At 56.5% G+C, this 22,131-nt stretch carries 27 protein-coding genes; 18 read left to right on the top strand and 9 right to left on the bottom strand.

Annotation, left to right across the window (positions count from 1 at the left end; translation table 11 throughout):
• The first annotated feature begins 64 nt into the window (after positions 1 to 64).
• The 11 genes from CJA_RS00505 to CJA_RS00455 all read left to right on the top strand — a co-directional run bounded on the left by CJA_RS00505 (position 65) and on the right by CJA_RS00455 (position 7,543).
• On the top strand, positions 65 to 826 hold the full coding sequence (locus CJA_RS00505) for a class I SAM-dependent methyltransferase (protein WP_012485785.1): 762 nt from the start codon (positions 65 to 67) through the stop codon (positions 824 to 826).
• A 78-nt stretch (positions 827 to 904) separates the two neighbouring features.
• Entirely contained in the window at positions 905 to 1,183 is a 279-nt protein-coding gene (locus CJA_RS00500) for a phosphopantetheine-binding protein (RefSeq protein WP_012485784.1), read from the top strand.
• On the top strand, positions 1,176 to 1,784 hold the full coding sequence (locus CJA_RS00495; protein ID WP_012485783.1) for a COG4648 family protein: 609 nt from the start codon (positions 1,176 to 1,178) through the stop codon (positions 1,782 to 1,784). Before CJA_RS00500 ends, CJA_RS00495 begins: the two co-directional genes overlap by 8 nt.
• An 11-nt stretch (positions 1,785 to 1,795) precedes the next feature.
• Positions 1,796 to 3,178, top strand: coding sequence for an AMP-binding protein (locus CJA_RS00490; RefSeq protein ID WP_012485782.1), 1,383 nt, complete (start codon positions 1,796 to 1,798; stop codon positions 3,176 to 3,178).
• A complete protein-coding gene (locus CJA_RS18475) occupies positions 3,165 to 3,479 on the top strand; it encodes an ApeI family dehydratase (protein ID WP_049765372.1) in 315 nt (104 codons plus the stop codon). Before CJA_RS00490 ends, CJA_RS18475 begins: the two co-directional genes overlap by 14 nt.
• Positions 3,472 to 4,401 (top strand): LpxL/LpxP family acyltransferase, encoded by a 930-nt coding sequence (locus CJA_RS00480; protein WP_012485781.1) that lies wholly within the window; start codon positions 3,472 to 3,474, stop codon positions 4,399 to 4,401. Before CJA_RS18475 ends, CJA_RS00480 begins: the two co-directional genes overlap by 8 nt.
• Positions 4,364 to 5,548: a beta-ketoacyl-[acyl-carrier-protein] synthase family protein gene (locus CJA_RS00475; RefSeq protein ID WP_012485780.1), complete on the top strand. Its 1,185-nt coding sequence runs from the start codon at positions 4,364 to 4,366 to the stop codon at positions 5,546 to 5,548. Before CJA_RS00480 ends, CJA_RS00475 begins: the two co-directional genes overlap by 38 nt.
• Positions 5,548 to 6,366, top strand: coding sequence for a beta-ketoacyl synthase chain length factor (locus CJA_RS00470; protein WP_012485779.1), 819 nt, complete (start codon positions 5,548 to 5,550; stop codon positions 6,364 to 6,366). Before CJA_RS00475 ends, CJA_RS00470 begins: the two co-directional genes overlap by 1 nt.
• Positions 6,363 to 6,785 (top strand): hotdog family protein, encoded by a 423-nt coding sequence (locus tag CJA_RS00465; RefSeq protein WP_012485778.1) that lies wholly within the window; start codon positions 6,363 to 6,365, stop codon positions 6,783 to 6,785. The genes CJA_RS00470 and CJA_RS00465 overlap by 4 nt, the downstream gene beginning before the upstream one ends.
• A gap of 46 nt (positions 6,786 to 6,831) precedes the next feature.
• The gene (locus tag CJA_RS00460; protein ID WP_012485777.1) at positions 6,832 to 7,272 is read left to right on the top strand and encodes a YbjQ family protein; all 441 of its coding nucleotides are present in this window, start codon (positions 6,832 to 6,834) and stop codon (positions 7,270 to 7,272) included.
• Between the two features lie 91 nt (positions 7,273 to 7,363).
• Complete coding sequence (locus CJA_RS00455; RefSeq protein WP_012485776.1) at positions 7,364 to 7,543, top strand: Trm112 family protein; 180 nt, start codon at positions 7,364 to 7,366, stop codon at positions 7,541 to 7,543.
• A 57-nt stretch (positions 7,544 to 7,600) separates the two neighbouring features.
• On the opposite strand, the gene CJA_RS00450 is transcribed toward CJA_RS00455, so the two are convergent.
• The 5 genes from CJA_RS00450 to CJA_RS00430 all read right to left on the bottom strand — a co-directional run bounded on the left by CJA_RS00450 (position 7,601) and on the right by CJA_RS00430 (position 12,258).
• Positions 7,601 to 9,622, bottom strand: coding sequence for a dynamin-like GTPase family protein (locus tag CJA_RS00450; protein WP_012485775.1), 2,022 nt, complete (start codon positions 9,620 to 9,622; stop codon positions 7,601 to 7,603).
• 167 nt (positions 9,623 to 9,789) lie between these two features.
• Entirely contained in the window at positions 9,790 to 10,095 is a 306-nt protein-coding gene (locus CJA_RS00445; RefSeq protein ID WP_012485774.1) for a DUF167 family protein, read from the bottom strand.
• Complete coding sequence (locus CJA_RS00440) at positions 10,096 to 10,677, bottom strand: YggT family protein (protein WP_012485773.1); 582 nt, start codon at positions 10,675 to 10,677, stop codon at positions 10,096 to 10,098.
• Positions 10,678 to 10,700: 23 nt separating this feature from the next.
• Positions 10,701 to 11,522, bottom strand: coding sequence for a pyrroline-5-carboxylate reductase (gene proC / locus CJA_RS00435; protein ID WP_012485772.1), 822 nt, complete (start codon positions 11,520 to 11,522; stop codon positions 10,701 to 10,703).
• Between the two features lie 49 nt (positions 11,523 to 11,571).
• Positions 11,572 to 12,258, bottom strand: a complete 687-nt coding sequence (locus CJA_RS00430; RefSeq protein ID WP_041551839.1) for a YggS family pyridoxal phosphate-dependent enzyme — start codon at positions 12,256 to 12,258, stop codon at positions 11,572 to 11,574.
• 63 nt (positions 12,259 to 12,321) lie between these two features.
• On the opposite strand from CJA_RS00430, the gene CJA_RS00425 reads away from it, so the two are divergent.
• The 3 genes from CJA_RS00425 to CJA_RS00415 are packed head-to-tail and all read left to right on the top strand — an operon-like array spanning position 12,322 to position 14,882.
• Entirely contained in the window at positions 12,322 to 13,356 is a 1,035-nt protein-coding gene (locus tag CJA_RS00425; RefSeq protein ID WP_012485770.1) for a type IV pilus twitching motility protein PilT, read from the top strand.
• Positions 13,357 to 13,377: 21 nt separating this feature from the next.
• Positions 13,378 to 14,523, top strand: a complete 1,146-nt coding sequence (locus tag CJA_RS00420) for a PilT/PilU family type 4a pilus ATPase (protein ID WP_012485769.1) — start codon at positions 13,378 to 13,380, stop codon at positions 14,521 to 14,523.
• 32 nt (positions 14,524 to 14,555) lie between these two features.
• Positions 14,556 to 14,882 (top strand): YegP family protein, encoded by a 327-nt coding sequence (locus CJA_RS00415; RefSeq protein WP_012485768.1) that lies wholly within the window; start codon positions 14,556 to 14,558, stop codon positions 14,880 to 14,882.
• An 11-nt stretch (positions 14,883 to 14,893) separates the two neighbouring features.
• Here CJA_RS00415 and ruvX read toward each other — a convergent pair whose 3' ends face one another.
• From ruvX to gshB, 4 genes are all read right to left on the bottom strand, one after another.
• Complete coding sequence (ruvX, locus tag CJA_RS00410; RefSeq protein WP_012485767.1) at positions 14,894 to 15,325, bottom strand: Holliday junction resolvase RuvX; 432 nt, start codon at positions 15,323 to 15,325, stop codon at positions 14,894 to 14,896.
• Between the two features lie 3 nt (positions 15,326 to 15,328).
• Complete coding sequence (locus tag CJA_RS00405; RefSeq protein WP_049765371.1) at positions 15,329 to 15,925, bottom strand: YqgE/AlgH family protein; 597 nt, start codon at positions 15,923 to 15,925, stop codon at positions 15,329 to 15,331.
• Between the two features lie 65 nt (positions 15,926 to 15,990).
• Complete coding sequence (locus CJA_RS00400; RefSeq protein ID WP_012485765.1) at positions 15,991 to 16,890, bottom strand: energy transducer TonB; 900 nt, start codon at positions 16,888 to 16,890, stop codon at positions 15,991 to 15,993.
• Positions 16,891 to 16,912: 22 nt separating this feature from the next.
• Positions 16,913 to 17,866: a glutathione synthase gene (gene gshB / locus CJA_RS00395; protein WP_012485764.1), complete on the bottom strand. Its 954-nt coding sequence runs from the start codon at positions 17,864 to 17,866 to the stop codon at positions 16,913 to 16,915.
• Positions 17,867 to 18,211: 345 nt separating this feature from the next.
• Here gshB and pilG point away from each other — a divergent pair, with 345 nt between their 5' ends.
• The 4 genes from pilG to CJA_RS00375 all read left to right on the top strand — a co-directional run bounded on the left by pilG (position 18,212) and on the right by CJA_RS00375 (position 22,035).
• Complete coding sequence (gene pilG / locus CJA_RS00390; protein WP_007639219.1) at positions 18,212 to 18,607, top strand: twitching motility response regulator PilG; 396 nt, start codon at positions 18,212 to 18,214, stop codon at positions 18,605 to 18,607.
• Between the two features lie 129 nt (positions 18,608 to 18,736).
• Entirely contained in the window at positions 18,737 to 19,099 is a 363-nt protein-coding gene (gene pilH / locus CJA_RS00385) for a twitching motility response regulator PilH (RefSeq protein WP_012485762.1), read from the top strand.
• 122 nt (positions 19,100 to 19,221) lie between these two features.
• Positions 19,222 to 19,764 carry a chemotaxis protein CheW gene (locus CJA_RS00380; RefSeq protein WP_041550790.1) on the top strand — a complete coding sequence of 181 codons (543 nt, stop codon included), beginning with the start codon at positions 19,222 to 19,224 and terminating at the stop codon, positions 19,762 to 19,764.
• Positions 19,765 to 19,869: 105 nt separating this feature from the next.
• Positions 19,870 to 22,035 carry a methyl-accepting chemotaxis protein gene (locus CJA_RS00375; protein ID WP_012485760.1) on the top strand — a complete coding sequence of 722 codons (2,166 nt, stop codon included), beginning with the start codon at positions 19,870 to 19,872 and terminating at the stop codon, positions 22,033 to 22,035.
• Positions 22,036 to 22,131: the final 96 nt, after the last annotated feature.

Below are 22,131 nucleotides of genomic sequence, written 5' to 3'. Positions count from 1 at the left end.
CCGCCTTGCACCAGTGCCCCTGCTCCCGTAAAGTACGCGCTTATTTTTAGGGACCCCCAGCATCATGGCCAACAACAAACCAAACTCCCTCGCCCCCCACCCGGTATTACCGGACTATTATGGCAAGGCCGAAGACAGGCGCAGCCGTGTCGATGCCATGTTTGACTCCTCTGCTGAACACTATGACTGGATTACTGATGTCATGAGCTTTGGCTCAGGGCGCCGCTATCGCCACCAGGCGTTGGTGCGCGCCGGGGTAAAGGCAGGCGACAAGGTATTGGATGTGGGCGCCGGGACAGGGGTTGTATCCTGGTTGGCGCAACAGATCGTTGGCCAGGATGGTTTGGTGGTAGCCCTCGACCCCAGTAAGGGAATGCTGACCCAGGCGGTAAAACTCGGGGTTGAACACACTTCCATGGGGCTGGGTGAAGCCTTGCCCTTCCCGGACAATACCTTTGACTATGTCACCATGGGTTTCGCCCTGCGCCATGTCGCTGACCTGGGCGCGGCCTTTACCGAATACCAGCGGGTACTGAAGCCCGGCGGTAAAATCCTGCTGCTGGAAATCACCCGCCCGGAAAGCAAGCTGGCGACGGCCTTGTTGAAGTTTTACCTCAAGGGCGTTATCCCCAATATTGCCCGGATTTTCCGCCGCAGTGCCGATAGTAAGGTCCTGATGCGCTATTACTGGGATACCATCGAGCAATGTGTGCCGCCGGCCACGATTGTCAGCGCCCTTAAAGCAACCGGGCTGGAGCAGAGCCAGCGCGCGGTTGTACTGGGTATCTTCAGTGAATACACCGGTATCAAACCTGCTAATCCCTGAGGATGATTCCCGGGCCCGAATGTCCCCGGGAGAAATTGCTTGTTACAAGCAATGCCGCCAATGAAATAGGTATATGGAATGAGTCTACAGACACCACAAGAACAAGAGCTGGCAACCCTGTTGGTTTCCGCATTGGACCTGGAAGACCTGGAGCCAGGCGATATCAACCCGGAAGCTCCTTTGTTTGACGCCAGCCACAGTGACAGCCTGGGGCTGGATTCAATTGATGCGCTGGAAATATCCCTGGCAGTCGCCAAGCACTACAAGGTGCAGCTCAAAGCCGACGATGAAAACAACAAGGCCATCTTCTATAGTCTGCGCTCGCTCAGTCACTATATAAACGAGCAACGTGCTTAAACGAGTTATCACCCTTGCATTGATTGCGGCCTACCCATTGCTGGTACACCTGTCACTGGTATTGGCGATGCCGCCGTTATTGTTTATCGCGCCCATCCTGTTCCTGACCGGAGCCTTCCTGCCCGGGTTAAGTAGCGGCAACAAAAGCGCCTGGCTCTGGTTCAGCAGCCTATCCGGCCTGATTGTGCTGCTCGAGTATCTGGATATGACGCTTTACTTGCTGTTCCTGCCCCCGATCCTGATTCCATTGCTATTGCTGGTTATCTTTGGGCGCACATTGCGCCGCGGCAGCGAACCCTTGATTACGGCCATTGGTGAAGCGGCGCGCGGCCCCTTATCGCCGACAATGCGCCGCTATACACGTCGACTTACCCAGCTCTGGTGCCTGGTATTTATCGCAATGATCCTGTCTTCGTCACTCTTGCCCCTGTTGGAGCAACCGGAAGTCTGGTCCTGGTTTACCAATATCATTAATTACTTGGTGGTCGGGGTATTGTTTGTGGGGGAGTTTATATTGCGGAAAAAGATCTTCCCGGCCCACGACCATCCGGGGTTTATTGAATACCTGCGCATTATTGCCAGCGCTAAACCCCGCATCTGAGATGCTGCCCCATGCCAGTAACCCATCCGCTTACCATGCTCCCGGCATTGGCCCTTAATCATCCTGTTGCCCTCATCGAGCCTTATATCCCCGATCAGGTACTGGCGATCCACAAGGGCCGGCAGATTACCCAGGCAGGGTTCCTGCAGGAGCTGCAACAGGTAGCCGCCCATCTGCCGGATGCCGGTTTTGTATTTAACCTGTGCGAGGATCGCTACCATTTCCTGCTGGGCTTTTGTGCAATCCTGCTGCGGGGAGCCGTCAATTTATTACCGCCCAACCGCCAGCCGGTCACCTTGGCTGAACTGGCCCAGGACTATCCGGGCTGCTATTGCCTGGTTGATCAGGCCCAGGACCTGCACAGCCAACTTCCCAGTACCAATATTGTTGCAATCCTGGCCGGTATTACCCCAGCGGCGGCTGGCCCCGTTCCGACAATCCCCGCCCAACAGCTTGCAGCCGTTGCGTTTACGTCCGGCAGCACAGGCAAATCCAGGCCCAATGCAAAATGCTTTGGGACCCTTGCCGCCACTGCCCGCCTGCTGGGAGCAAGGTTCAGCCATAACCTGCCAACCCCCAGGCTGGTCGGGACAGTCCCCCCACAGCATATGTATGGCTTGGAAACGACCCTGTTCATGGTGCTCCAAGCCGGCTGTGCCATGTATAGCGGCAAGCCCTTTTACCCGGCGGATGTCCAGCAACTGCTGCTGCATATTGCAGAGCCGGTGATCCTGATTACCACCCCCATCCACCTGCGCGCCCTGGTGAGTGCGGGCCTGGATATGCCCGGCCTTGCCGGGATTATTTCAGCCACAGCTCCGCTGGACCCGGTACTCGCAACAGCGGCTGAACACTGCTTCCAGGCCCCCCTGTGGGAAATCTACGGCTGCACCGAAGCTGGCAGCATGGCAACACGCCGCCCTACACAAACCACACATTGGCAGCTATTGGACGGTTTCCACCTTGAGGTGGACGATGAAGGCGCTCTCGCCCGCGCGCCCCATTTACCAGACGCAGCGCCCATCCAGGACCAGCTATCCCTGGTTGCAAACGACACCTTCCTCCTCTGCGGGCGCAATGCCGACATGATCAATGTCGCGGGTAAACGCGCGTCCCTGGCCCACCTCACCTTGCAACTGCTCCAGGTGGAGGGGGTAACGGATGGCGTTATCTTCCTTCCGCCCCACACCGGCCACACCGAGCTGCGCCCGGTAGCCCTGGTCGTCAGCGACCTGCCTGAAAAACAAATCCTCGCCGCCCTGGCCCTGCGCCTGGATGCCGCCTTGTTGCCCCGTCCCCTGCGCAAGGTCGCAGCCCTGCCGCGCAATGAAACCGGCAAGCTCACGGCTGCGGCCCTCCACCACTTATGGGAGCAGACCCATGCCCGCCCCTGATGCCATTGAACTGCACCTGCCAGTCCCACAGGATCACCCCTGCTTTGCCGACCATTTTCCGGGGGCTCCCCTGGTGCCGGGGGCACTCCTGCTCAAGTGGATAATGGCGCTGCTGGCCAAAGTGCATTCCGGGCGAATCAACTACCTCAAGCAAATCAAGTTCCTGGCGCCGGTACAACCGGGGGATGAGCTGCGTATCCACCTCACGCTACCGGCGACACCCGGGCCAACCATGGCCATTGCAGCCTATCGCGGGGAAACCCTGGTGTTAAAAGGCCAGCTGGGATGTATTTATGACTGATACCCCCGGCGCCAGGCAGTGGCAGGCCCAGCGGGAGCGGGGAACGCCCTTTTTGCTTAACCTGCTTACCTGGGTTGCCCTGCACCTGGGGCGCAGGATGGTGTTTATCTGGCTGAAGGTTATTGTGTTTTACTATTTTCTGTTTGCGCGGGAAGCGCGCCGGGCCTCGCGTCACTACCTGCAGCGTGTTTTCGGGCGCCAGGCCCGCTGGTGGGAGGTTTATCGTCACCTGTTAACCTTTGCCCAGGTGGCGATCGACAGGATTTTTTTCCTGGCCGGGCATGAACACCAGTTTGATGTGCATATCCATGGCAATTCCTTATTCAAGCACTATCAAAACCGCGGCTGTTTCCTGGTGACGGCCCATATTGGCAGTTTTGACGCCATGCGGGTCATGGGAATGGGTAAGCGTAAGGATGCCCTCCCGATCCGGATACTGCTGGATATCCAGCACAACGCCAATATCATGCAGCTGCTGCACAAACTCGACCCGCAATTGGCCGCCGGGGTAATCGATGCGCGCACTCCCGCGGCAGAATTAGCCCTGATACTTAACGAAGCTATCAACCAGGGACAGTTGATCGGTATCATGGCCGACCGCTGTGCGCGCGGCGAACGCCACACCTCATTGGATTTCCTGGGTAGCCAAGCCCGGTTTCCAGCCGGTGTCTGGCAACTGGCCAGCTTACTGAAAGCGCCGATTATCAGCTGCTTTGGTATTTACTCGGGGGCCAACCGCTATGACCTTTACTTCCAACTGATCAGCGAACAACTGGGCACCCATCGCCACGAGCGGGCCGCTGCTATCGATGCGGGTATGGCAACTTATGTCGCCCAGCTACAGCACCTGGTGCGCCAATATCCTTACAACTGGTTCAATTTTTATGATTTTTGGCAAGATGACTCCTCTGCGCATCACTAGCTATACCTATACCACTTGCCTGGGGGCGGGACTTAATGCCAATTGGGATGCCATACAAGCGGGGCGCTCCGGGCTGCAACCCTGCACATTTTTCCGAATCAATGACCTGGATACCTGGGTCGGCGAGGTCGCCGGCCTCGACCAGGCCCTCCCCCCATCCCTGGCAGAGTTCGATTGCCGCAACAACCGCCTCTCCTGGCTGGCCCTGCAGCAGGATGGTTTTATCACCCGGGCCCAGTCAGCCATTGCCCGCTATGGCGCTGCCAGGGTGGGTATTTTTATCGGTACCAGTACCTCGGGCATCCACCAGACAGAATTGGCCTATTTTGCCAACCAGGACCCCCTGCCTGCCTGGTACCAATACCGCACCACGCACAATGTGTCTTCGGTGGCGACCTTTGTCCGTGCGGCCCTGGGCGCGTCCGGCCCGGCAATCGCTATTTCCACTGCCTGCTCCTCCAGTGCCAAAGTGTTTGCCTCGGCCCAACGCGCGCTCAACACCGGCCTGTGCGATGCGGCAATCGTCGGCGGTGTCGATAGCCTGTGCCTAACTACCCTGTATGGTTTCCACGCCCTGCAATTGATCTCGCCGCGCAAATGCCAGCCCTTTGATAGCCAGCGCAGCGGCATTTCGATCGGCGAAGCCGGCGGCTTTGCGCTCCTGGAAAAAACCGGCGACAGCAACCTGTGCCTGCTCGGCTATGGCGAGAGCGGCGATGCGTACCATATGTCATCACCCCACCCCGAGGGGGCCGGCGCCCAGCTCGCCATGGGCGCCGCCCTGCGCAAAGCCGGGCTGGACACCAGCGCCATCGACTACATCAACCTGCATGGCACCGGCACCCAAACCAATGACAGCGCCGAAGCCAGGGCGGTACAGCAATTGTTTGGCAATACCACTCCGGCCAGCTCCACCAAGGGGTGGACTGGCCATACCCTGGGAGCAGCGGGCATTGTCGAGGCCTGTATCGCACTGGAAGCCATTAACTACCATTACCTGCCCCAAAGCCTGCATTTGCAGGATGTGGATGAAGGGATGGACATCGCCCTGCTCAAACACCCTGAAACCCGCCCGGTGGCGCGGGTATTAAGCAATTCGTTCGGTTTTGGCGGCAGTAACTGCAGCCTGATTCTAGGGAGCCACTGATGTTGACCTGCTACCTTCACTGCATCGGCCTGGCCGCTCCCGGGCTGCCGGACTGGCGTACCAGTACTGCGGTACTCCAGGGTACCGAACCCTACCGGCCAACACCCCTGGAAAAATACAAACCGGCATTGTTGCCCGCCAATGAGCGCCGCCGTGCCACTGAACTGGTGCGCATGGCATTTCGTGTGTGCGAAGACCTGGCTGCGGCCAGCCATATCCCGATGGATACCTGTGCCAGCGTATTTGCCTCATCCGGCGGCGACTACCCGATCATTGATCAAATTTGCCGCTCCCTGTGTGAACCCGAGCGTCTGGTATCGCCCACCCAGTTCCACAACTCTGTACACAACTCCGCCGCCGGCTACTGGAGCATTGCCACCGCCAGCCGGCAGCCGTCCACCAGCCTGTCCGGTTACGATGACAGTTTTATCGCCGGCTTGCAGGAGGCCATGGGCCTATGCCAGGAGGAGCAGCTACCCACCCTGCTCGCCGTATATGACATACAACCGCCCTATCCACTCAGCAGCAAACGGTACATCCCGGTGGAGTTCGGTGTCGCCCTGCTGCTGACACCACATGCCCGTGGGCAAAACCTCGCCCGCCTGCAACTTCGCCTGGACAATAGCGGAAACAACACCGGCAGCCCGGCAACCCAGGCCGGCCTGGAGTCCTTGCGCCTGGCCAATCCGGCAGCACGCAGCCTGCCATTGCTGGAGCTGGTTGCCCAAAACCGGGCCGGCCACCTGGTATTTACCAGTGACCAGCAGCAGTCTCTACTATTGGATGTCGAACCATTGAATGCGATTGAACGCCCATGAACCGCCAGCAGATCGCCCAGCTCATTCCCCATGGCGACGCCATGTGTATGCTCGACGAAGTCGTCGCCTGGAATAGCGAACATATCCACTGCCGCAGCTACCTGGTGAATATGACAGCCAATCCGCTGTGTGAGCACGGCCAGTTGGATACGGTGTTATTGATTGAATACGGTGCCCAGGCCGCTGCAGTACATGCCGCGCTTGTGCAATCGCACCTGGGAGAAATGCGCCCGGCCTACATAGGCGCGGTAAAGGACATTGAGTTATTAGGGGCTATATCCGACAATTCCACACCGCTGGAATTACACGCACAATGCTTGCTGAACAATCGCCAGGGGGCAATTTATGAACTGCTGGCAACCCAGGCTGATATACCGCTGTTGCGCGGACGCCTGCTACTGAATCAGCCGCAGATCTAACACGCAATTTGCAACACCGACATCAACGACATCCAAGGAGTCCAGAATGAATTTCATCACCCGCAGCATCGCCTTTATTGCCCTTGCCACTTGTGCCGCTACAACCCTGGCGCGCGACGACATCCAGGAATATTCCATTGCCGAAGCACTCTCGACTGAACAAGCCAAAAATATCCTGGGCACCAGCGTAAAATTTTATTTTGGGAACCAGCCCCATGGGGCCATCGTTAAAAAATATGGCGAGTTTGGAACCAACAAAAAAACCAATGGCGTCGGTAAATCCGACAAGCAAGCCTGCGAGTGGGCTTTTTTATCGGCCATGAAATCACTGCGTGAGCGCGCTGAACGTGAAGGGGCAAATGCGGTCGTTAATATCCGCTCCAATTATCGCAATGCCACTACATCCAGTACTGACACTTTCAAATGTGGCTCGGGTGCAATCATGTCCGGTGTCGCACTGCTGGGTGATGTTGTCGAGCTTAAGTAAAAACGGATAAATCGCAAGGATGCGTTTTGCTACAACAACATTGCCCCTTAATGATTGACTCCCCCGCATCTCTCACTTATGGAGGTTCAAGATGCTCAGCCCAAAGTTACTTGCCATTCTCGTCTGCCCGGTTAGCAAGGCACCACTCGACTATCGCCCCGAACAGCAAGAGTTGGTCTGCAAAACCAGTGGGCTCGCCTATCCAATCCGCGATGGAATTCCTGTCATGCTGGAATACGAAGCCCGTCGCCTGGCTCCCGAAGAACGCTAAGCCTGGCAGCCAGGCTGCACAGGAAGGACTGAAAATCCCCTGCGATGTGCTTTAGCGTTAACTGCCGCGCAACAGCTGGCGCCCCTGGTTAATGGATACAACCTGCGCACCCACATTGTCCTCTTGCATCACGCCATCGGCCATGGATTCCGGTAACAACGGGTTGGTGAGCAGATCGCGATAGAGCGGTTCCAGTGCCGCCAGGGATGCCTGCAGCTGGTAGATATTGGTCTGCAAGCTTTCAAGCTGCTCACTGAAGCTGTTGCGCTGGGTTTGCAGCTGGGTCAGGCGCAACATGTGGTGTTCCAGCAATTGCTTCTGGTACTGGTTGTGGTGGAACAGCGGCGTCAGCGCTTCGGCAATCCAGCTGCGCACATGCTGGTTGAGGTCGGCATAGACATTGCGCACTTCCTGTACCAGGGTGTTGATAAAGCGGGTGATCAGCGCTCCCTTATGCATTAGCACGCTGGTCAGCGATTTGCGGAACTCATCAGCGCGATGGTGTAGCTGGTTGAGCTGGCGGCGCTGCTTCTGGATCTTAAGCAGGTGGCGCATCACCAATTGATCGGCACTGTAGCCATGCTCGGGGCGCTCGAAAATAGACGTGAGCACCTTGTTGGAACGCTCCATTTCGCGCTCCAGGTGGCGAATGTTGTTATCCACATCGTCAAAAAACTCACCAATCGCGCGCGACAGGCCAAGGGTAGTCCAGCTCTGTGCCAGCTTGCGGTGGGCTTCGTCGATCTGGCGCTCAAGCAAAACCTGGCTAACAGGGGCAAGCAATGCTGTTTCCTGGGACTCAAGCAACCGCTGGCTGGTGCGTAGTGAGAGCGCTTGCTTGTGGTAATCATGATGGGCGCGGCGAATGGTATCGCGCAGTTCATTGAGTTTTTCAGCGGCTTCGCGCGGTGCTGTATTGCGCAGTTCATCCAGCTCTGCTTCCGCTGCCTGCAAACGCCGGCTGAGGCTATTGCGGGTACTTGCTACCAGGCTGTAGCTGTCGCCGATCAGGCGATGGCCAATCACCTGCTGCTGATGGCGCAAGACAGCTTCTGACAGCATACGCTCCAGCTGTGGAAAATTGCTGCGCACCAGTTGTTCACGCTTGCGCCCAACCTTACCCAACAAACCCTGTTTAGCCGAAATCGCCACCACATGCTCAGCCGCCAAATCCAGTTGCTGGGCGGTCAGTTGGCGCAGGCGCAGGATATTGGTATCCACTTCCGCCGGCGGTGTCAGGTCATCCCACAGGCTGTCGATTTTGTTGAGCAGGGCGATTACAGCCGTGCAGTTGTCGTCGCGCAAGGACTGGATATGCTCGCGCCAGATAGCCATATCACTGGCTGTCACGCCGGCATCGGCCGATAGCAAAAAGAGGATCGCCTGGGCATCGGGCAGGGTTTTGAGGGTGAGTTCAGGCTCGTTGCCCAAGGCATTGAGCCCCGGAGTATCAACGATGCGCAACCCCTGGCGCAGCAGGGGGTGATCCAGGCTAATCAACGCATGGCGCCAGGCCGGGATAGTCACCAGGCCATCGGCGTCACGCTCGCCCAATTCATTGGCAGCAAACCCCAATTTTACTGCCTCTGCCGCTGTCACCTGCTTGCTCGCAGACACCTGGTTAATGGCAGCGCGGGTCTGCTCGGGATCGGCGGCATCAAAATGGATGGTGATCCAGTTCTGGGGGATGCGTTTAAAGTTTTGCAGGCTGGTGTTGGTGCGACGGGTTTCAATCGGCAGCAGGCGTACACAGTTGGCTGGCTGGCGCGGGTCCCAGTAGATTTCGGTCGGGCACATGGTGGTGCGCCCCGGCTGGGAGGGCAACAAACGACGTCCGCCACCAATATAGAGGAGCGCGTTAATCAGCTCTGTCTTGCCGCGGGAAAACTCGCCGACACAGGCGATAGTAAACGTCTCGCTACGCAGTAGCTGGCGCGCCCGCTGAAGGGTTTTCAATGCGCCCGGCGCCGCCGTACCCTGGGCCTGGTTCCAGGCCTCAAAGCGTTGCAACCGCTCATCCAGCTGGCGGCGCCAGCGGTTGTAGTGGTTCATTTGACGGTGGAGAGTTTTCACATCCATAGCAGCTCACCTGAAAGTCGTATCGCCTGTTGATTCATAACCATGCGAAATATCCACAGCATGGCTAGATAATTATTTTGATTGAGGCATTAAAGCGGAAAAGTACGACACTGGCCATATGTTGCACAGCCAACGGTCAAAATTGCGCGCTGATTGGCGAATTTCCGCTACTTTGGGAAACAAATGTGGGCTTCTTCCGGCAAGTGCCTGGGGGCGTGGATACCCAGGGTTTTGTGCCGCCCCAACTCACCCTGGAGAATTTTTATATTGCCCTTGGGCACCCGGAACTGCTTACTTAGCCATTTGATGAGATATTCATTGGCCTTGCCATCGACTGGGGGAGCTGTGATACGGATTTTGAGGCGATCGCCGTGGACACCGACAATATCATCACCAGAGGCCTTGGGTTGCAACTGGCAGTGGAGGATCAGATCCTCCCCCTGCCAGCGATAGTGACCGGCCTGCCCAACCACCTAGAGCAATCCTCCGGGCACCCCCATGGCATTGGCCAGGGAGGGCATGATGTATTGGTTGAAAATGTGCAGCAGCATCAGCGCCACCATGGGGCTGAAATCCAGTCCACCCATATTGGGCAGGATCTTGCGGATAGGGGCCAGTGAGGGCTCAATCAACTGGCGCAACAAACTCAGGCCGGGGTTATCGCTGTAGGGAGCAATCCAACTGGCGATCACCATAATCAGCAACGCCCAGAAGTAGACACTGGCAAGCAGCCCCAGGATGCCTACGACTGACCAGGGCAGGAGCAACAGCGGATTCTGCCAACCGGCGCCGGCGATCAGGATAATCGCCTGCAGGATGATGATCTGCACCAGCAGCGCCAGCATCAGGCAGGCAAAGTCTATACCCCAGAAGCCGGGAACAATCTTGCGCAAGGGAACCAGCAGGGGATTGGTTGCCTTAACAATAAAGCGGGAGATAGGGTTGTAGTAATCCGCACGCACCAATTGCAGCAGGAAGCGCAACAGGACAATCATCAAATAGATGGAGCCTATGGTACGGACAAGGTAAATCGCAATTTCAGCAAGGGTCTGCATAGGTCTCTCTCGCAATGGAAAATTTACTGGCCTAATAACTCGGATAATTCCTGTGCGCGCTGGCTGCAAGCGCCCATCGCGCGCTCTACTATGCCGCGGATGTCATCGCGCTCGAAGGAGAGTATTGCCTGCTCGGTTGTCCCCTTGGGCGAGGTCACCCGGCGACGCAACTCAGCCACCTCAAGATCGCTGCTCTTCGCCAGCATAGCGGCTCCCATCGCTGTTTGCAGGGTGAGTTCCGTGGCGCACTCGCGCTCCAGCCCCAGTTTCACACCAGCCTCGATCATCGCCTCCATCACCAGGAAAAAATACGCGGGACCAGAGCCCGACACGGCGGTAACAGGATTCAGCTGCGCCTCATCTTTCACCCACTGGACAATGCCCACGGCCCCGAGAATGCTGTTGGCGATGGACTTTTGCCCATCGCTGACCCGCGCATTGGCAAACAGGCCGCTGGCACCCGCGCGCAATTGCGACGGGGTATTGGGCATACAGCGCACAATTGCCTGGTCCTCACCCAGCCATTGGGCAAGGCTTTGGGTGGTAATACCGGCGGCGATCGAAATCAACAAGGGTTTGTGGCCTAGCGCTGGCTTGAGTGCAAGCGCCACTTCTTTTAACACCTGGGGTTTAACCCCCAATATCACTACATCCGCAGCCGCGGCCGTAGCCAGGTTATCGATACTGACGGGGATGGAAAATTCGGCGGCAACCTTGTCGAGGGTTTCCTGGCGCGGGCCGCTGGCACTGATTTGGGTGCGGTCAAAGCCTTCGGCCAGCAGGCCGCCAATAATCGCCCTGGCCATATTGCCGGCGCCGATAAATGCAATCTTGGGTGTATGCACAATAAGTCCTGTTGGTTAATCAATCGTGAAAGGGATAAAGCAGATCCAGCTATTGGCGAGCGCCAAAGATATCGGTACCCACGCGCACAAAGGTAGCACCCTCAGCGATTGCTGCTTCCAAATCGCCCGACATCCCCATGGACAGGGTATCCAGCGCCAACCCCTGGCGATTCAGCGCCGCTACTGCCAGGCGCAAGCGGGAGAAACTGGCGCGCTGCTGTTGCGTATCGGATGTGGCCACCGGGATTGCCATCAGACCGCGCAGCCTGAGTCGCTTGAGCGGCTGGATAGCCAGCGCCAGCGCCGGCAGCTCCGCCAGGTTCACCCCGGATTTGGTATCTTCGTCGTCGATATTGACCTGGATGCAAATCTCCAACGGCGGCAGGCCTTCAGGGCGCTGGTCATTCAGGCGCTGGGCAATTCTCAGGCGATCCACCGAATGGACCCAAGCAAAATGCGCTGCGATCAAGCGCGTCTTGTTGGATTGGATGGGGCCGATAAAGTGCCATTGCAAGTCGTCCAGGGCGTGTAACGCCTGCTGCTTATCAAGGGCTTCCTGCAGGTAGTTTTCACCAAAGCGGCGCTGGCCCCAGGCATAAGCCTCGGCGATGGCAGCAGGGGGTTGGGTTTTGCTGACAGCGATCAACTGCACAGTTTGCGGATCTCGCCCGGCAAGGATGGCGGCCTGGTGAATTCGTTCGGTGACTTTCGCGAGCTTGTCGTCTATCTTGTGCATATCCAGTTGTACTGACTCTTCAAACAAATCGGCGCCGCCGAGCGATAACAAAAGGTTACCCAGATGGATATCACCGAACTCCTGGCCTTCAGCGCTAAACAGGGCGCGTCTGACTTGCACCTGTCGGCGGGGCTGCCGCCTATGATCCGCGTCGATGGTGATGTGCGCCGTATCAACCTGCCGCCCATGGACCATAAGCAGGTGCACGGCTTGATTTACGACATTATGAATGACAAGCAGCGCAAGGACTACGAAGAATTTCTGGAAACCGATTTCTCCTTCGAGGTACCCGGTGTAGCGCGCTTCCGTGTCAATGCCTTTAACCAGAACCGCGGCGCCGGCGCCGTGTTCCGTACCATTCCCTCCAAGGTGCTCACAATGGAAGAGCTGGGCATGGGCAATGTGTTCCGCGATATCTGCGCGGTTCCGCGCGGTTTGGTATTGGTCACCGGCCCTACCGGTTCGGGTAAGTCCACCACCCTGGCGGCGATGATCGACTATATCAACGACAACCGCTACGAGCACGTACTCACTATCGAAGATCCTATTGAATTCGTGCACGAATCCAAAAAATGCCTGATCAACCAGCGCGAGGTACATCGCGATACCCACGGCTTTAACGAAGCCCTGCGCTCGGCCCTGCGCGAAGACCCCGATGTGATCCTGGTGGGTGAGATGCGCGACCTGGAAACCATCCGCCTGGCATTGACGGCAGCCGAAACCGGCCACATCGTATTCGGCACCCTGCACACCACCTCGGCGGCCAAAACCATCGACCGTATTGTGGACGTGTTCCCGGCCAATGAAAAATCCATGGTGCGCTCCATGCTATCAGAATCACTGCAAGCGGTTATTTCGCAAACACTGCTAAAGAAAAATGGCGGCGGTCGGGTGGCAGCTCACGAAATCATGCGCGGCACCTCAGCAATCCGCAACCTGATCCGCGAAGATAAGGTAGCGCAGATGTACTCGGCGATCCAGACCGGTGCTTCACTCGGTATGCAGACCATGGATCAGTGCCTTGCCGATCTGGTCGCGCGCCGGGTAATCAGCCGCGAAGCGGCAAAAACCAAAGCCAAGTTCCCCGAAAATTTCTAATAATTCTCCAGGTAGATTCCTATGGATTTTGATCGTTTATTATCGCTGATGGTTGAGAAAGGCGCGTCGGATCTGTTTATTACTGCGGGCGTGCCACCGTCGATCAAACTCCACGGCAAGGTAGTCCCGGTCACCGCCACGCCACTCGCACCGGAAAAAGCGCGCGAGTTGGTATTGAGTGTGATGAATGAAAAACAGCGCGCGGAATTCCTGGACAAAAAAGAACTGAACTTCGCAGTAAGTGCACGCGGTATAGGGCGCTTCCGCGCCAGCGCCTTTTACCAGCGCAACCTGGCGGGCATGGTGTTGCGCCGTATTGAAACCAAAATCCCGCAAATTGACGAGTTGGGCCTGCCCGAAATCATTAAAGAACTGGCCATGACCAAACGCGGTCTGATTATCTTTGTGGGCGCAACAGGTACCGGTAAATCCACCTCGCTCGCCGCCATGATTGGCCACCGCAACCAAAACTCCAAAGGCCATATCATTTCCATTGAAGATCCGATTGAATTTATCCACCAACACCAGGGCTGCATCATCACCCAGCGCGAGGTGGGTATCGATACCGAGTCCTTTGAGGTCGCCCTGAAAAATACCCTGCGCCAGGCGCCGGATGTGATCCTGATCGGCGAGGTGCGCTCGCGCGAAACCATGGACCACGCCATCGCCTTCGCCGAAACCGGCCACCTGTGCCTGTGCACCCTGCACGCCAACAACGCCAACCAGGCATTGGATCGGATCATTCACTTTTTCCCGGCCGACCGTCACCGCCAGTTGTGGATGGACCTGTCGCTCAACCTCAAGGCGATTGTGGCCCAGCAGTTAATTCCTACCCCCGATGGCAATGGCCGCCGCGCCTGCCTTGAAATTATGATTAACACGCCGCTGATGCAGGATTTGATTCGCAAGGGAGAGGTTTCGGAACTGAAAGAACTGATGAAGAAATCAACCGAGTTGGGGATGCAGACTTTCGACCAGGCACTCTATGACCTGTACGACACCGGTGATATTACCTACGAGGACGCCCTGCTCCACGCCGACTCACCCAACGACCTGCGCCTGATGATCAAGCTGGCATCGGAAACCGATGCAAATTACCTGTCCCATGCCGCCGATAGCCTGTCAATCCAGGGCGATGAACACAGCAATCGCGGACGGATGTTTTAACTACCTGTAACGTTATATGTAAGGAGAAAGCTATGGCTGGCTGGTATGAATTAACCAAAAACGACAAAGAGCAGTATCACTTTGTACTTAAAGCGGGCAATGGGGAAGTGATCTTGCGCAGCGAAACCTACGAATCCAAGGCGGCTGCACAAAATGGCATAGCCTCTGTGCAAAAGAACAGCCCATTGGATGAACGCTACGAGCGCAAGATATCCAGCAACGACAAGCCTTACTTTAATTTGAAGGCCGCCAATCACCAAATCATTGGTACCAGCCAGCTCTACTCCAGCGCTGCCGCGCGCGACAATGGGATTGAGTCAGTGAAAACCAATGGCCCGGCCACTACCATCAAAGAGTAAAAGCGGAAGGGTTAAACGGGCGGCAGTCGAAGCTGCCGCTCCAGCCAAGCCTCCAGGATTAACCTGGCTGCGATGGAATCTACCGGATTGTGCCTGTAATCGCGCGAACCGCCGCGTTCCATTACCTCGCCCTTGGCCTCGAAACTGCTCAGGCGCTCATCCACCATTTCGACCTTGACGCCAAAGCGCCCCTGGGTGCGGTTTGCAAATTTGCGCGCACGCGCGCTGAGTTCACTTTCGCTGCCATCCATATTTAATGGCAAACCAACCAGCACCAAATCCGGTTGCCAGGTTTTCAACAAGGCCTCTATCTCATTCCAATCGGGAACCCCATCGCGCGCCCTGAGGCCCGGTAATGACGACGCTGAACGAATAATGGTCTGTCCGGTCGCGACACCGATATTTTTGGTGCCGTAATCGAAGGCCAGCAGGGTTTTGACCATGGATCAGGCGTGACCAGCAGTGCTGGTTATCAGGTTGACATCAATACCCAATGCCTGGGCAGCGGCAGTCCAGCGCTGTTCAAACGGCGTATTAAAAATAATGTTGCGATTGGCCGGCACCGTGAGCCAGGAGTTAGCCGCTATCTCGGCCTCTAATTGCCCCTCCCCCCAACCGGCATAACCGAGGGTAATCAAATATTCGCGCGGACCACGGCCTTCGGCCAGGGCCACGATAATATCGCGCGACGCCGTCAAGCTGATGTCAGGAGAGACTTCCAGTGTCGATTGCCATTTGCTATCGCCTGGATGTAATACAAAGCCGCGCTCGGTCTGTACCGGGCCACCGGCCATAACGATCTGGTCACCCACGTCGGCAAGGTCTTCCAGTTCCATCTGCGCGAAAATCTCGCGCAACTGCATGGGGGTAGCGGTATTGATCACCAGCCCCATCGCACCCTTGTCGCTGTGCTCGCAAATATAAGTCACGGTATGTGCAAACGATGAGTCATTCAATCCGGGCATGGCAATCAGGAAATGATCACGCAAACTGCCGGGCGTCAGCTCATCGTAAGTAGCATTTGAAAGTATTTTGTCGTTCATGCAAAAAGTATGAGGCCTAATGTGATCAAAACAAGTTGGGATCTGCAAAATATATTCGCAACAATTCAGTTGGCAGATGTGGTGATGGTGCTGCTGCCGCCGCTGATTTCAAAATTCCAGGTGCGGATAATTTGCAAGCGATCCGTATGCTGGCGAATTTCGGGAGGGAAGGCGGCAAAAGGCGATGCCAGACGCACAATTTGACGTGCCGCATCATCCAGCAACCGCTGCCCGGAAGATTGCAGGATATTCACTTCGTAAATACTGCCATCGGGATTAATCACCACCGACAAGCGCAATTGCCCGGTGATATGGCGCCGCAGGGCCTCTCCCGGGTAATGGCGCGTACCTACCTGTTCAATACGGGTACTCCAATCGTGCAGGTATTTGGCATCAAATGAAGCCTTGGTCGATACCGAGGTGAGGGTGCGGATACGCGGACGGCGCGCATATTCCTGGCGCTGCTGGTCAAGCTTGGCCTGCAAACTGGCGATCTCGGCTGAAATCATCGGTTGGTTTTCTACCAAGCCATCAATTTGCTCACGTTCTTCCTGTTCATCGGGGTAGGGTTTGATCTGCGCCTGGAATTGGCTCTGCCCGCGGGTGGTCACCAACTGCTGGTCGCGCTGCTGGATTGCAGCTGCCTGCTGCTGGGGAATCGGGTTGACATCGCGCACCTGGGTATCGGCAAACTCCGCTTGCTTTACCGTGGTTAGCTGCTTGGCCTCATCAATGGTGCCACTCGCTTCCTGGTTATGCTGGGCGAGGAAATCGGCATCGTCCGGTGCGCGTAACGCATTGTGGGTAGCCAGGGTAATTTCAATAGTTTGTGAGTGGTTACTATGCTCAGGCAGCTTGAAATCTATGCCCAGCAAAATCAAACCGTGGATCACCAGCGCCATAAACAGGGTAAAACTGAGCCGGTCACCGGTTTCAACCACCGGCTTCAGGTCCACGTCTTCCATTGCCACTGCCTGGTTCATAGTGTTAACGCGCCGCCAGCTTAGGCTCAATGGCATCCATCAGGCGTGCGCCTATGCCCGTACCATAGGCCTTGTCAATTTCACGCGCGCAGGTTGGACTGGTCACATTGATCTCTGTCAGGTAATCGCCAATCACATCCAGCCCGACAAACATCAGGCCGCGCGCCTTGAGGCTGGGCGCCACCTGCGACACTATCCATTGATCGCGCTCACTGAGTGGCTGGGCCACGCCCCTGCCACCGGCAGCGAGGTTGCCGCGGGTTTCACCCTGGGCGGGAATCCTCGCCAGGCAATAGGGTACCGCCTCGCCATCCACCACCAGGATGCGTTTGTCACCCTGGCTAATGGCCGGAATATAGCGCTGGGCCATGGTGAGCTGACGGCCGAAATCGGTCAGGGTTTCAAGGATCACCCCCACATTGGGGTCATCTGCGCGGCAGCGGAAAATGCGGCTGCCGCCCATACCATCCAGGGGTTTGAAAATCACATCGCCCTGGCTTTGGTGAAACTCGCGCAGGCGAACCATATCGCGGCTTACCAACAGGGGCGGGCAGCACTGGGGAAACTGGGTGGCAAAGAGCTTTTCGTTACAGTCGCGCAGGCTGCGTGGATCATTAACCACCAAAGCACCCTGTTGTTGCGCTGCTTCCAGAATATAAGTGCTATATATGTATTCATTGTCGAATGGCGGGTCCTTGCGCATCAGGATCACATCCAGATCACCGAGCTTGCAATCCGCACGCGCACCCAGTTCAAACCAGCCATCTGCATTATCCGCAACAGACAGGCTGCGCATGCCCGCACGGGCTTCGCCCTGTTGGATATAAAGGTCGCCCTGTTCCATATAGTGCAGGCTCCAGCCGCGCGCCTGGGCGGCAAGTAGCAAAGCAAGCGTTGTATCTTTATAAAACGTAATGTCGGCGATGGGATCCATCACCACCCCGAGGGAAATGGCCATAAATGGGTACTCGCGGATAACCGGTAGAGCGCAAAGCGCTGGCGGCTAACGTTAAGACCTCGGAAAGATTAAAGCAAGGACGTGGGGCACAGATTAAAGCGGTCTAATAACTTAAAAAAATGAATAGATTACTCATATATTCAACTAGTTATGGCGAAACCCTAAAAACTGTGTTAAAAGTTGGCTTTGCAATCTTCATACAAGTTATAGAAGCAGGCGCCAACCAATCTGCTATTTTATGAAGAAGCAACTGCTTAAAGCGCCTCCCGGCCATACAGCGGCAGACTATCAGGGCACGGCGTATCAATCTGGCAAATACGGCAATAACAAAGGCAAGGTCAGAGTATGGAAGTAACTTACGAAAGCCTGAAGGTAATGGTTATCGACGACAGCAAAACCATTCGCCGCACGGCTGAAACCCTGTTAAAAAAAGCGGGCTGCATGGTGATTACCGCCACCGATGGCTTTGATGCCCTGGCAAAAATCGCTGATACCCGCCCCGACATCATTTTCGTCGATATCATGATGCCGCGCCTCGATGGCTATCAAACCTGTGCATTAATCAAAAACAATAGCGAATTCAAAACCACCCCTGTCATTATGCTCTCCAGCAAAGACGGGCTATTCGATAAGGCCAAGGGGCGCATTGTTGGCTCCGACCAATACCTGACCAAACCCTTTAGTAAAAGTGAGCTGCTGGGCGCTATTGAGGCCCACGTCAAGCATTTGAAAGCCTCCTGATTCGGGTTTGCCGGTCGCCATGACCCGGTTTACGCTGCTTACTGCCAGTAACAGCCTGGATCGCACCCCAAAGGATTGTCTGATGTCCACCGCCTTGTGTGCGGCAATTATTTTGTTTTTGGAGCACTTATGGCCAGAGTATTGATTATTGATGATTCACCAACCGAAACCTACAAGCTCACCAGCATGCTGGAAAAGAATGGCCATGTAGTACTGACCGCCGATAACGGCGAGGCCGGTATTGCCCTGGCCCAGAAAGAGCTGCCCGATGTGGTATTGATGGATGTGGTGATGCCCGGCCTGAACGGCTTCCAGGCAACCCGACAGTTATCCAAGATGCCGGAAACTGCCCATATCCCGGTGATTATCGTGACCACCAAAGACCAGCAAACTGACCGTGTCTGGGGCATGCGCCAGGGCGCTAAAGCCTATTTGGCAAAACCCATCACCCAGGAAGTCCTGATGTCAGCCATGGCCGAGGTAATGCGCTAATGGCTGTCATCGCTCCAGTAGCGTGGTTAATTACAAAGTTTGCGAGAGAATAAAACAATAAGCGCCCGGCAAGCCTGAGAATCCCAGGCTTGCCGGGCGGGACCGTTAGGATACAACTGCTTATGTCAGAACCTCAGGCCGCCTTCCAGGCGTTGCTTCACCTGGCCCAGACCTCCCGCGCCGCCGCGCGCGGTCTGCCGGCCCAAGCCGATATTCGCCCCCAGTGGAGCGGTATCGGCTTTTCGCTTATGGGCAGCTTGTTCGTTGCACCCATTGGTGAGGTTTCTGAAATGCTGGAAGTGCCCAGCTATACCCATTTGCCCGGTGTACAACCCTGGGTAAGGGGTGTTGCCAACGTGCGCGGTCGCTTATTGCCGATTTTTGACCTGGCCCATTTTTTCGGTGACCGCCTGGGTGGTTCACGCAAGCAGCGCCGGGTACTGATTCTGGAAACCGAAACCCTCTACTCCGGCCTTATGGTGGACCAGGTTTTCGGGATGCAACATTTTCCCATGGATGAATACAGTGAAGAGGCAGGTACTGTCGCCGACAGTATCCTGCCGTTTGTCACCGGGAGCTATCCTCAGGGGGAGCAGCGCTGGTCGCTGTTTCGTCCGGCATTGCTGGCCGAGGAGTCGCGTTTTACCAACGCGGCCAAGTCCTAGGTGAAGGGCAGGCGAAAAATAGTTGGAGTTATGCCCAAGGTCAGTACACATGTACTGGAGCGGGTGAAGAAAAAATAAAACCAAATGCTGGTTAGGAGTGCTTAGATGAAAACTGATTCCAAGATAACGGCCTTCCGGGCGAAACCAGCGATGGTTGTCGCCGTGGCAGTGCTGGTGCTATCGATAATCCTGATGGTGATCGCCTTCATTATCGTGCAGCGAGATGCCGCTAATGACCAGCGCTATGTCCAGCAGGTTGCCGACCTTCGCGCCCAGGCCTACCAGTTGACCTCGCTTTCGCGCGATGCGACATCCGGCGACGATAAAGCGTTCGATGAACTGAACAGCGTAGTGACCGGTATGGGTCGCACCTGGGATACCCTGCGCGCATCCGACGAGCGCACCCGCCGCGTACTGAGCCCGGAATTCAGTAACTACGAGGGTATCTGGGGCCGGGTAAAAACCAACGCCCAGGCAATTGCCACCAACAAGGACTTGATTGTATCGCTCAACAATGTGGGTAAAACCCTGAACGAAAACCTGCCCACCCTGCAGACCGAACACAACAACATTGTGGATATCCTGCTCGAGTCCAATGCCCCGGCTGAACAAGCGATCCAGGCCCAGCTGCTCTCCTGGCGCGCCGAGCGTATCGGTCGTAACGTGGATAAGATGCTGCGCGGCGACGCCGATGCGAGTGAGGCCGCCGACCAGTTCAACCGCGATGCCAACTTCTATTCGCGTGTACTCACTGCCATGAAAAGTGGCGATGTGATGCTGGGTATCTCGCGTGTTACCGACAACAACGCGCGTGCCAGCCTGGACCAGATTACCAACCTGTTTGAGGGCGTTAATAAATCGATCCAGGAGATGTTTGAGGGTTCTACCACCCTGTTTCGCGCCCGTCAGGCTGCCGAGGCCCTGTTGACCGATACCCCGCAACTGCTGCAGGCCCTGGCCAGTATCCAGGACAAGATTTCCGTACAGGCTAACAGCCGCTTCCCCAACAATTACCACATCCTGGCCTGTGCCGGCCTTGCATTGATTGCCCTCTTCTTTATCGGCTTTAACCTGTATCGCGGTGCACGTCTGCGCGCGGATGAAACTGCCGAAACCAACGAGCGCAACCAGACCGCGATTCTGCGTCTGCTCGACGAACTGGCCGACCTCGCAGACGGTGACCTGACCACCACCGCTACCGTAACCGAAGACTTTACCGGTGCAATCGCAGACTCTATCAACTTCACCATCGACCAGCTGCGTATCCTGGTGGCGCGTATCAACGAAACCGCGGTAAACGTATCCGCCGCCGCGCAGGAAACCCAACAGACGGCATTGCACCTCGCCGAAGCGTCCGAGCACCAGGCGCAGGAAATTGCCGGTGCCTCGGCCGCGGTTAACGAAATGGCGGTCACCATTGACCAGGTATCTGCCAACGCCGCCGAATCGGCGGCGGTAGCGGAGCGCGCGGTATCTATCGCATCGAATGGCGCGAAAGTGGTACAGAACACTATCCACGGGATGGATACCATCCGCGAACAGATCCAGGACACCTCCAAGCGTATTAAGCGCCTCGGTGAATCGTCACAAGAGATCGGTGACATCGTAAGCCTGATTAACGACATTGCCGACCAGACCAACATCCTCGCCCTTAACGCCGCAATCCAGGCCTCTATGGCCGGTGACGCAGGCCGCGGCTTCGCGGTGGTAGCGGACGAGGTACAGCGCCTTGCGGAACGTTCAGCCGCCGCAACCAAGCAGATCGAAGCCCTGGTAAAAACCATTCAGAACGATACCAACGAAGCGGTAATTTCGATGGAGCAGACCACCTCTGAAGTGGTGCGCGGTGCGCGCCTCGCACAGGATGCGGGTGTGGCGCTGGAAGAAATTGAAAACGTATCGACCTCACTCGCGGAATTGATCCAGAACATTTCCAACGCGGCGCGCCAGCAGGCCTCATCAGCCGGTCACATTTCCAACACGATGAACGTGATCCAGGAAATTACCACCCAGACCTCTGCCGGTACCTCCGCAACAGCCCAATCGATTGGACACCTGGCGGAAATGGCGCTCGACCTGCGTGAATCCGTGGCCGGTTTCAAACTGCCGGAAGAAGATATGTCCGAAGCGCGAGCCCAAGCGGCACAGGCGGCTATGGCCAAGGCGCCCGCAATGGATTTTGAACAGCCGGAAGAATTGGAAGAAATTATTGATCTGGACGACGAACTCCTCCCCGAGGACGACGTTTATCCCCAGACATCACGGGCCTGATAACCGCCCTGTATCCCGGCCGGCTGTTGCTGGCCCGGGACGCCAGGGATTGATTGTCTTTGCCTGATTACCGCTACCCAGATAAGGCCCCAGGGC

This window comes from Cellvibrio japonicus Ueda107 (genome assembly GCF_000019225.1).
Lineage (GTDB): Bacteria > Pseudomonadota > Gammaproteobacteria > Pseudomonadales > Cellvibrionaceae > Cellvibrio > Cellvibrio japonicus.
The sequence above is the reverse complement of the archived record's forward strand: the minus strand, read 5'-3'. Positions and strand labels throughout refer to the sequence as shown.

What these genes read in the sequence shown, in the direction of transcription:
- CJA_RS00415 (WP_012485768.1), top strand. Translation starts at nt 14,556, where the DNA reads ATGGCTGGCTGGTATGAATTAACCAAAAACGACAAAGAGCAGTATCAC.
- CJA_RS00430 (WP_041551839.1), bottom strand. Translation starts at nt 12,258, where the DNA reads ATGCACAAGATAGACGACAAGCTCGCGAAAGTCACCGAACGAATTCAC.
- CJA_RS00405 (WP_049765371.1), bottom strand. Translation starts at nt 15,925, where the DNA reads ATGAACGACAAAATACTTTCAAATGCTACTTACGATGAGCTGACGCCC.
- CJA_RS18475 (WP_049765372.1), top strand. Translation starts at nt 3,165, where the DNA reads ATGCCCGCCCCTGATGCCATTGAACTGCACCTGCCAGTCCCACAGGAT.
- CJA_RS00475 (WP_012485780.1), top strand. Translation starts at nt 4,364, where the DNA reads ATGATTTTTGGCAAGATGACTCCTCTGCGCATCACTAGCTATACCTAT.
- pilH (WP_012485762.1), top strand. Translation starts at nt 18,737, where the DNA reads ATGGCCAGAGTATTGATTATTGATGATTCACCAACCGAAACCTACAAG.
- CJA_RS00455 (WP_012485776.1), top strand. Translation starts at nt 7,364, where the DNA reads ATGCTCAGCCCAAAGTTACTTGCCATTCTCGTCTGCCCGGTTAGCAAG.
- CJA_RS00500 (WP_012485784.1), top strand. Translation starts at nt 905, where the DNA reads ATGAGTCTACAGACACCACAAGAACAAGAGCTGGCAACCCTGTTGGTT.
- CJA_RS00480 (WP_012485781.1), top strand. Translation starts at nt 3,472, where the DNA reads ATGACTGATACCCCCGGCGCCAGGCAGTGGCAGGCCCAGCGGGAGCGG.
- CJA_RS00425 (WP_012485770.1), top strand. Translation starts at nt 12,322, where the DNA reads ATGGATATCACCGAACTCCTGGCCTTCAGCGCTAAACAGGGCGCGTCT.
- CJA_RS00420 (WP_012485769.1), top strand. Translation starts at nt 13,378, where the DNA reads ATGGATTTTGATCGTTTATTATCGCTGATGGTTGAGAAAGGCGCGTCG.
- CJA_RS00490 (WP_012485782.1), top strand. Translation starts at nt 1,796, where the DNA reads ATGCCAGTAACCCATCCGCTTACCATGCTCCCGGCATTGGCCCTTAAT.
- CJA_RS00505 (WP_012485785.1), top strand. Translation starts at nt 65, where the DNA reads ATGGCCAACAACAAACCAAACTCCCTCGCCCCCCACCCGGTATTACCG.
- pilG (WP_007639219.1), top strand. Translation starts at nt 18,212, where the DNA reads ATGGAAGTAACTTACGAAAGCCTGAAGGTAATGGTTATCGACGACAGC.
- CJA_RS00440 (WP_012485773.1), bottom strand. Translation starts at nt 10,677, where the DNA reads ATGCAGACCCTTGCTGAAATTGCGATTTACCTTGTCCGTACCATAGGC.
- CJA_RS00450 (WP_012485775.1), bottom strand. Translation starts at nt 9,622, where the DNA reads ATGGATGTGAAAACTCTCCACCGTCAAATGAACCACTACAACCGCTGG.
- CJA_RS00460 (WP_012485777.1), top strand. Translation starts at nt 6,832, where the DNA reads ATGAATTTCATCACCCGCAGCATCGCCTTTATTGCCCTTGCCACTTGT.
- CJA_RS00470 (WP_012485779.1), top strand. Translation starts at nt 5,548, where the DNA reads ATGTTGACCTGCTACCTTCACTGCATCGGCCTGGCCGCTCCCGGGCTG.
- CJA_RS00380 (WP_041550790.1), top strand. Translation starts at nt 19,222, where the DNA reads ATGTCAGAACCTCAGGCCGCCTTCCAGGCGTTGCTTCACCTGGCCCAG.
- CJA_RS00400 (WP_012485765.1), bottom strand. Translation starts at nt 16,890, where the DNA reads ATGGAAGACGTGGACCTGAAGCCGGTGGTTGAAACCGGTGACCGGCTC.
- CJA_RS00465 (WP_012485778.1), top strand. Translation starts at nt 6,363, where the DNA reads ATGAACCGCCAGCAGATCGCCCAGCTCATTCCCCATGGCGACGCCATG.
- ruvX (WP_012485767.1), bottom strand. Translation starts at nt 15,325, where the DNA reads ATGGTCAAAACCCTGCTGGCCTTCGATTACGGCACCAAAAATATCGGT.
- gshB (WP_012485764.1), bottom strand. Translation starts at nt 17,866, where the DNA reads ATGGCCATTTCCCTCGGGGTGGTGATGGATCCCATCGCCGACATTACG.
- CJA_RS00375 (WP_012485760.1), top strand. Translation starts at nt 19,870, where the DNA reads ATGAAAACTGATTCCAAGATAACGGCCTTCCGGGCGAAACCAGCGATG.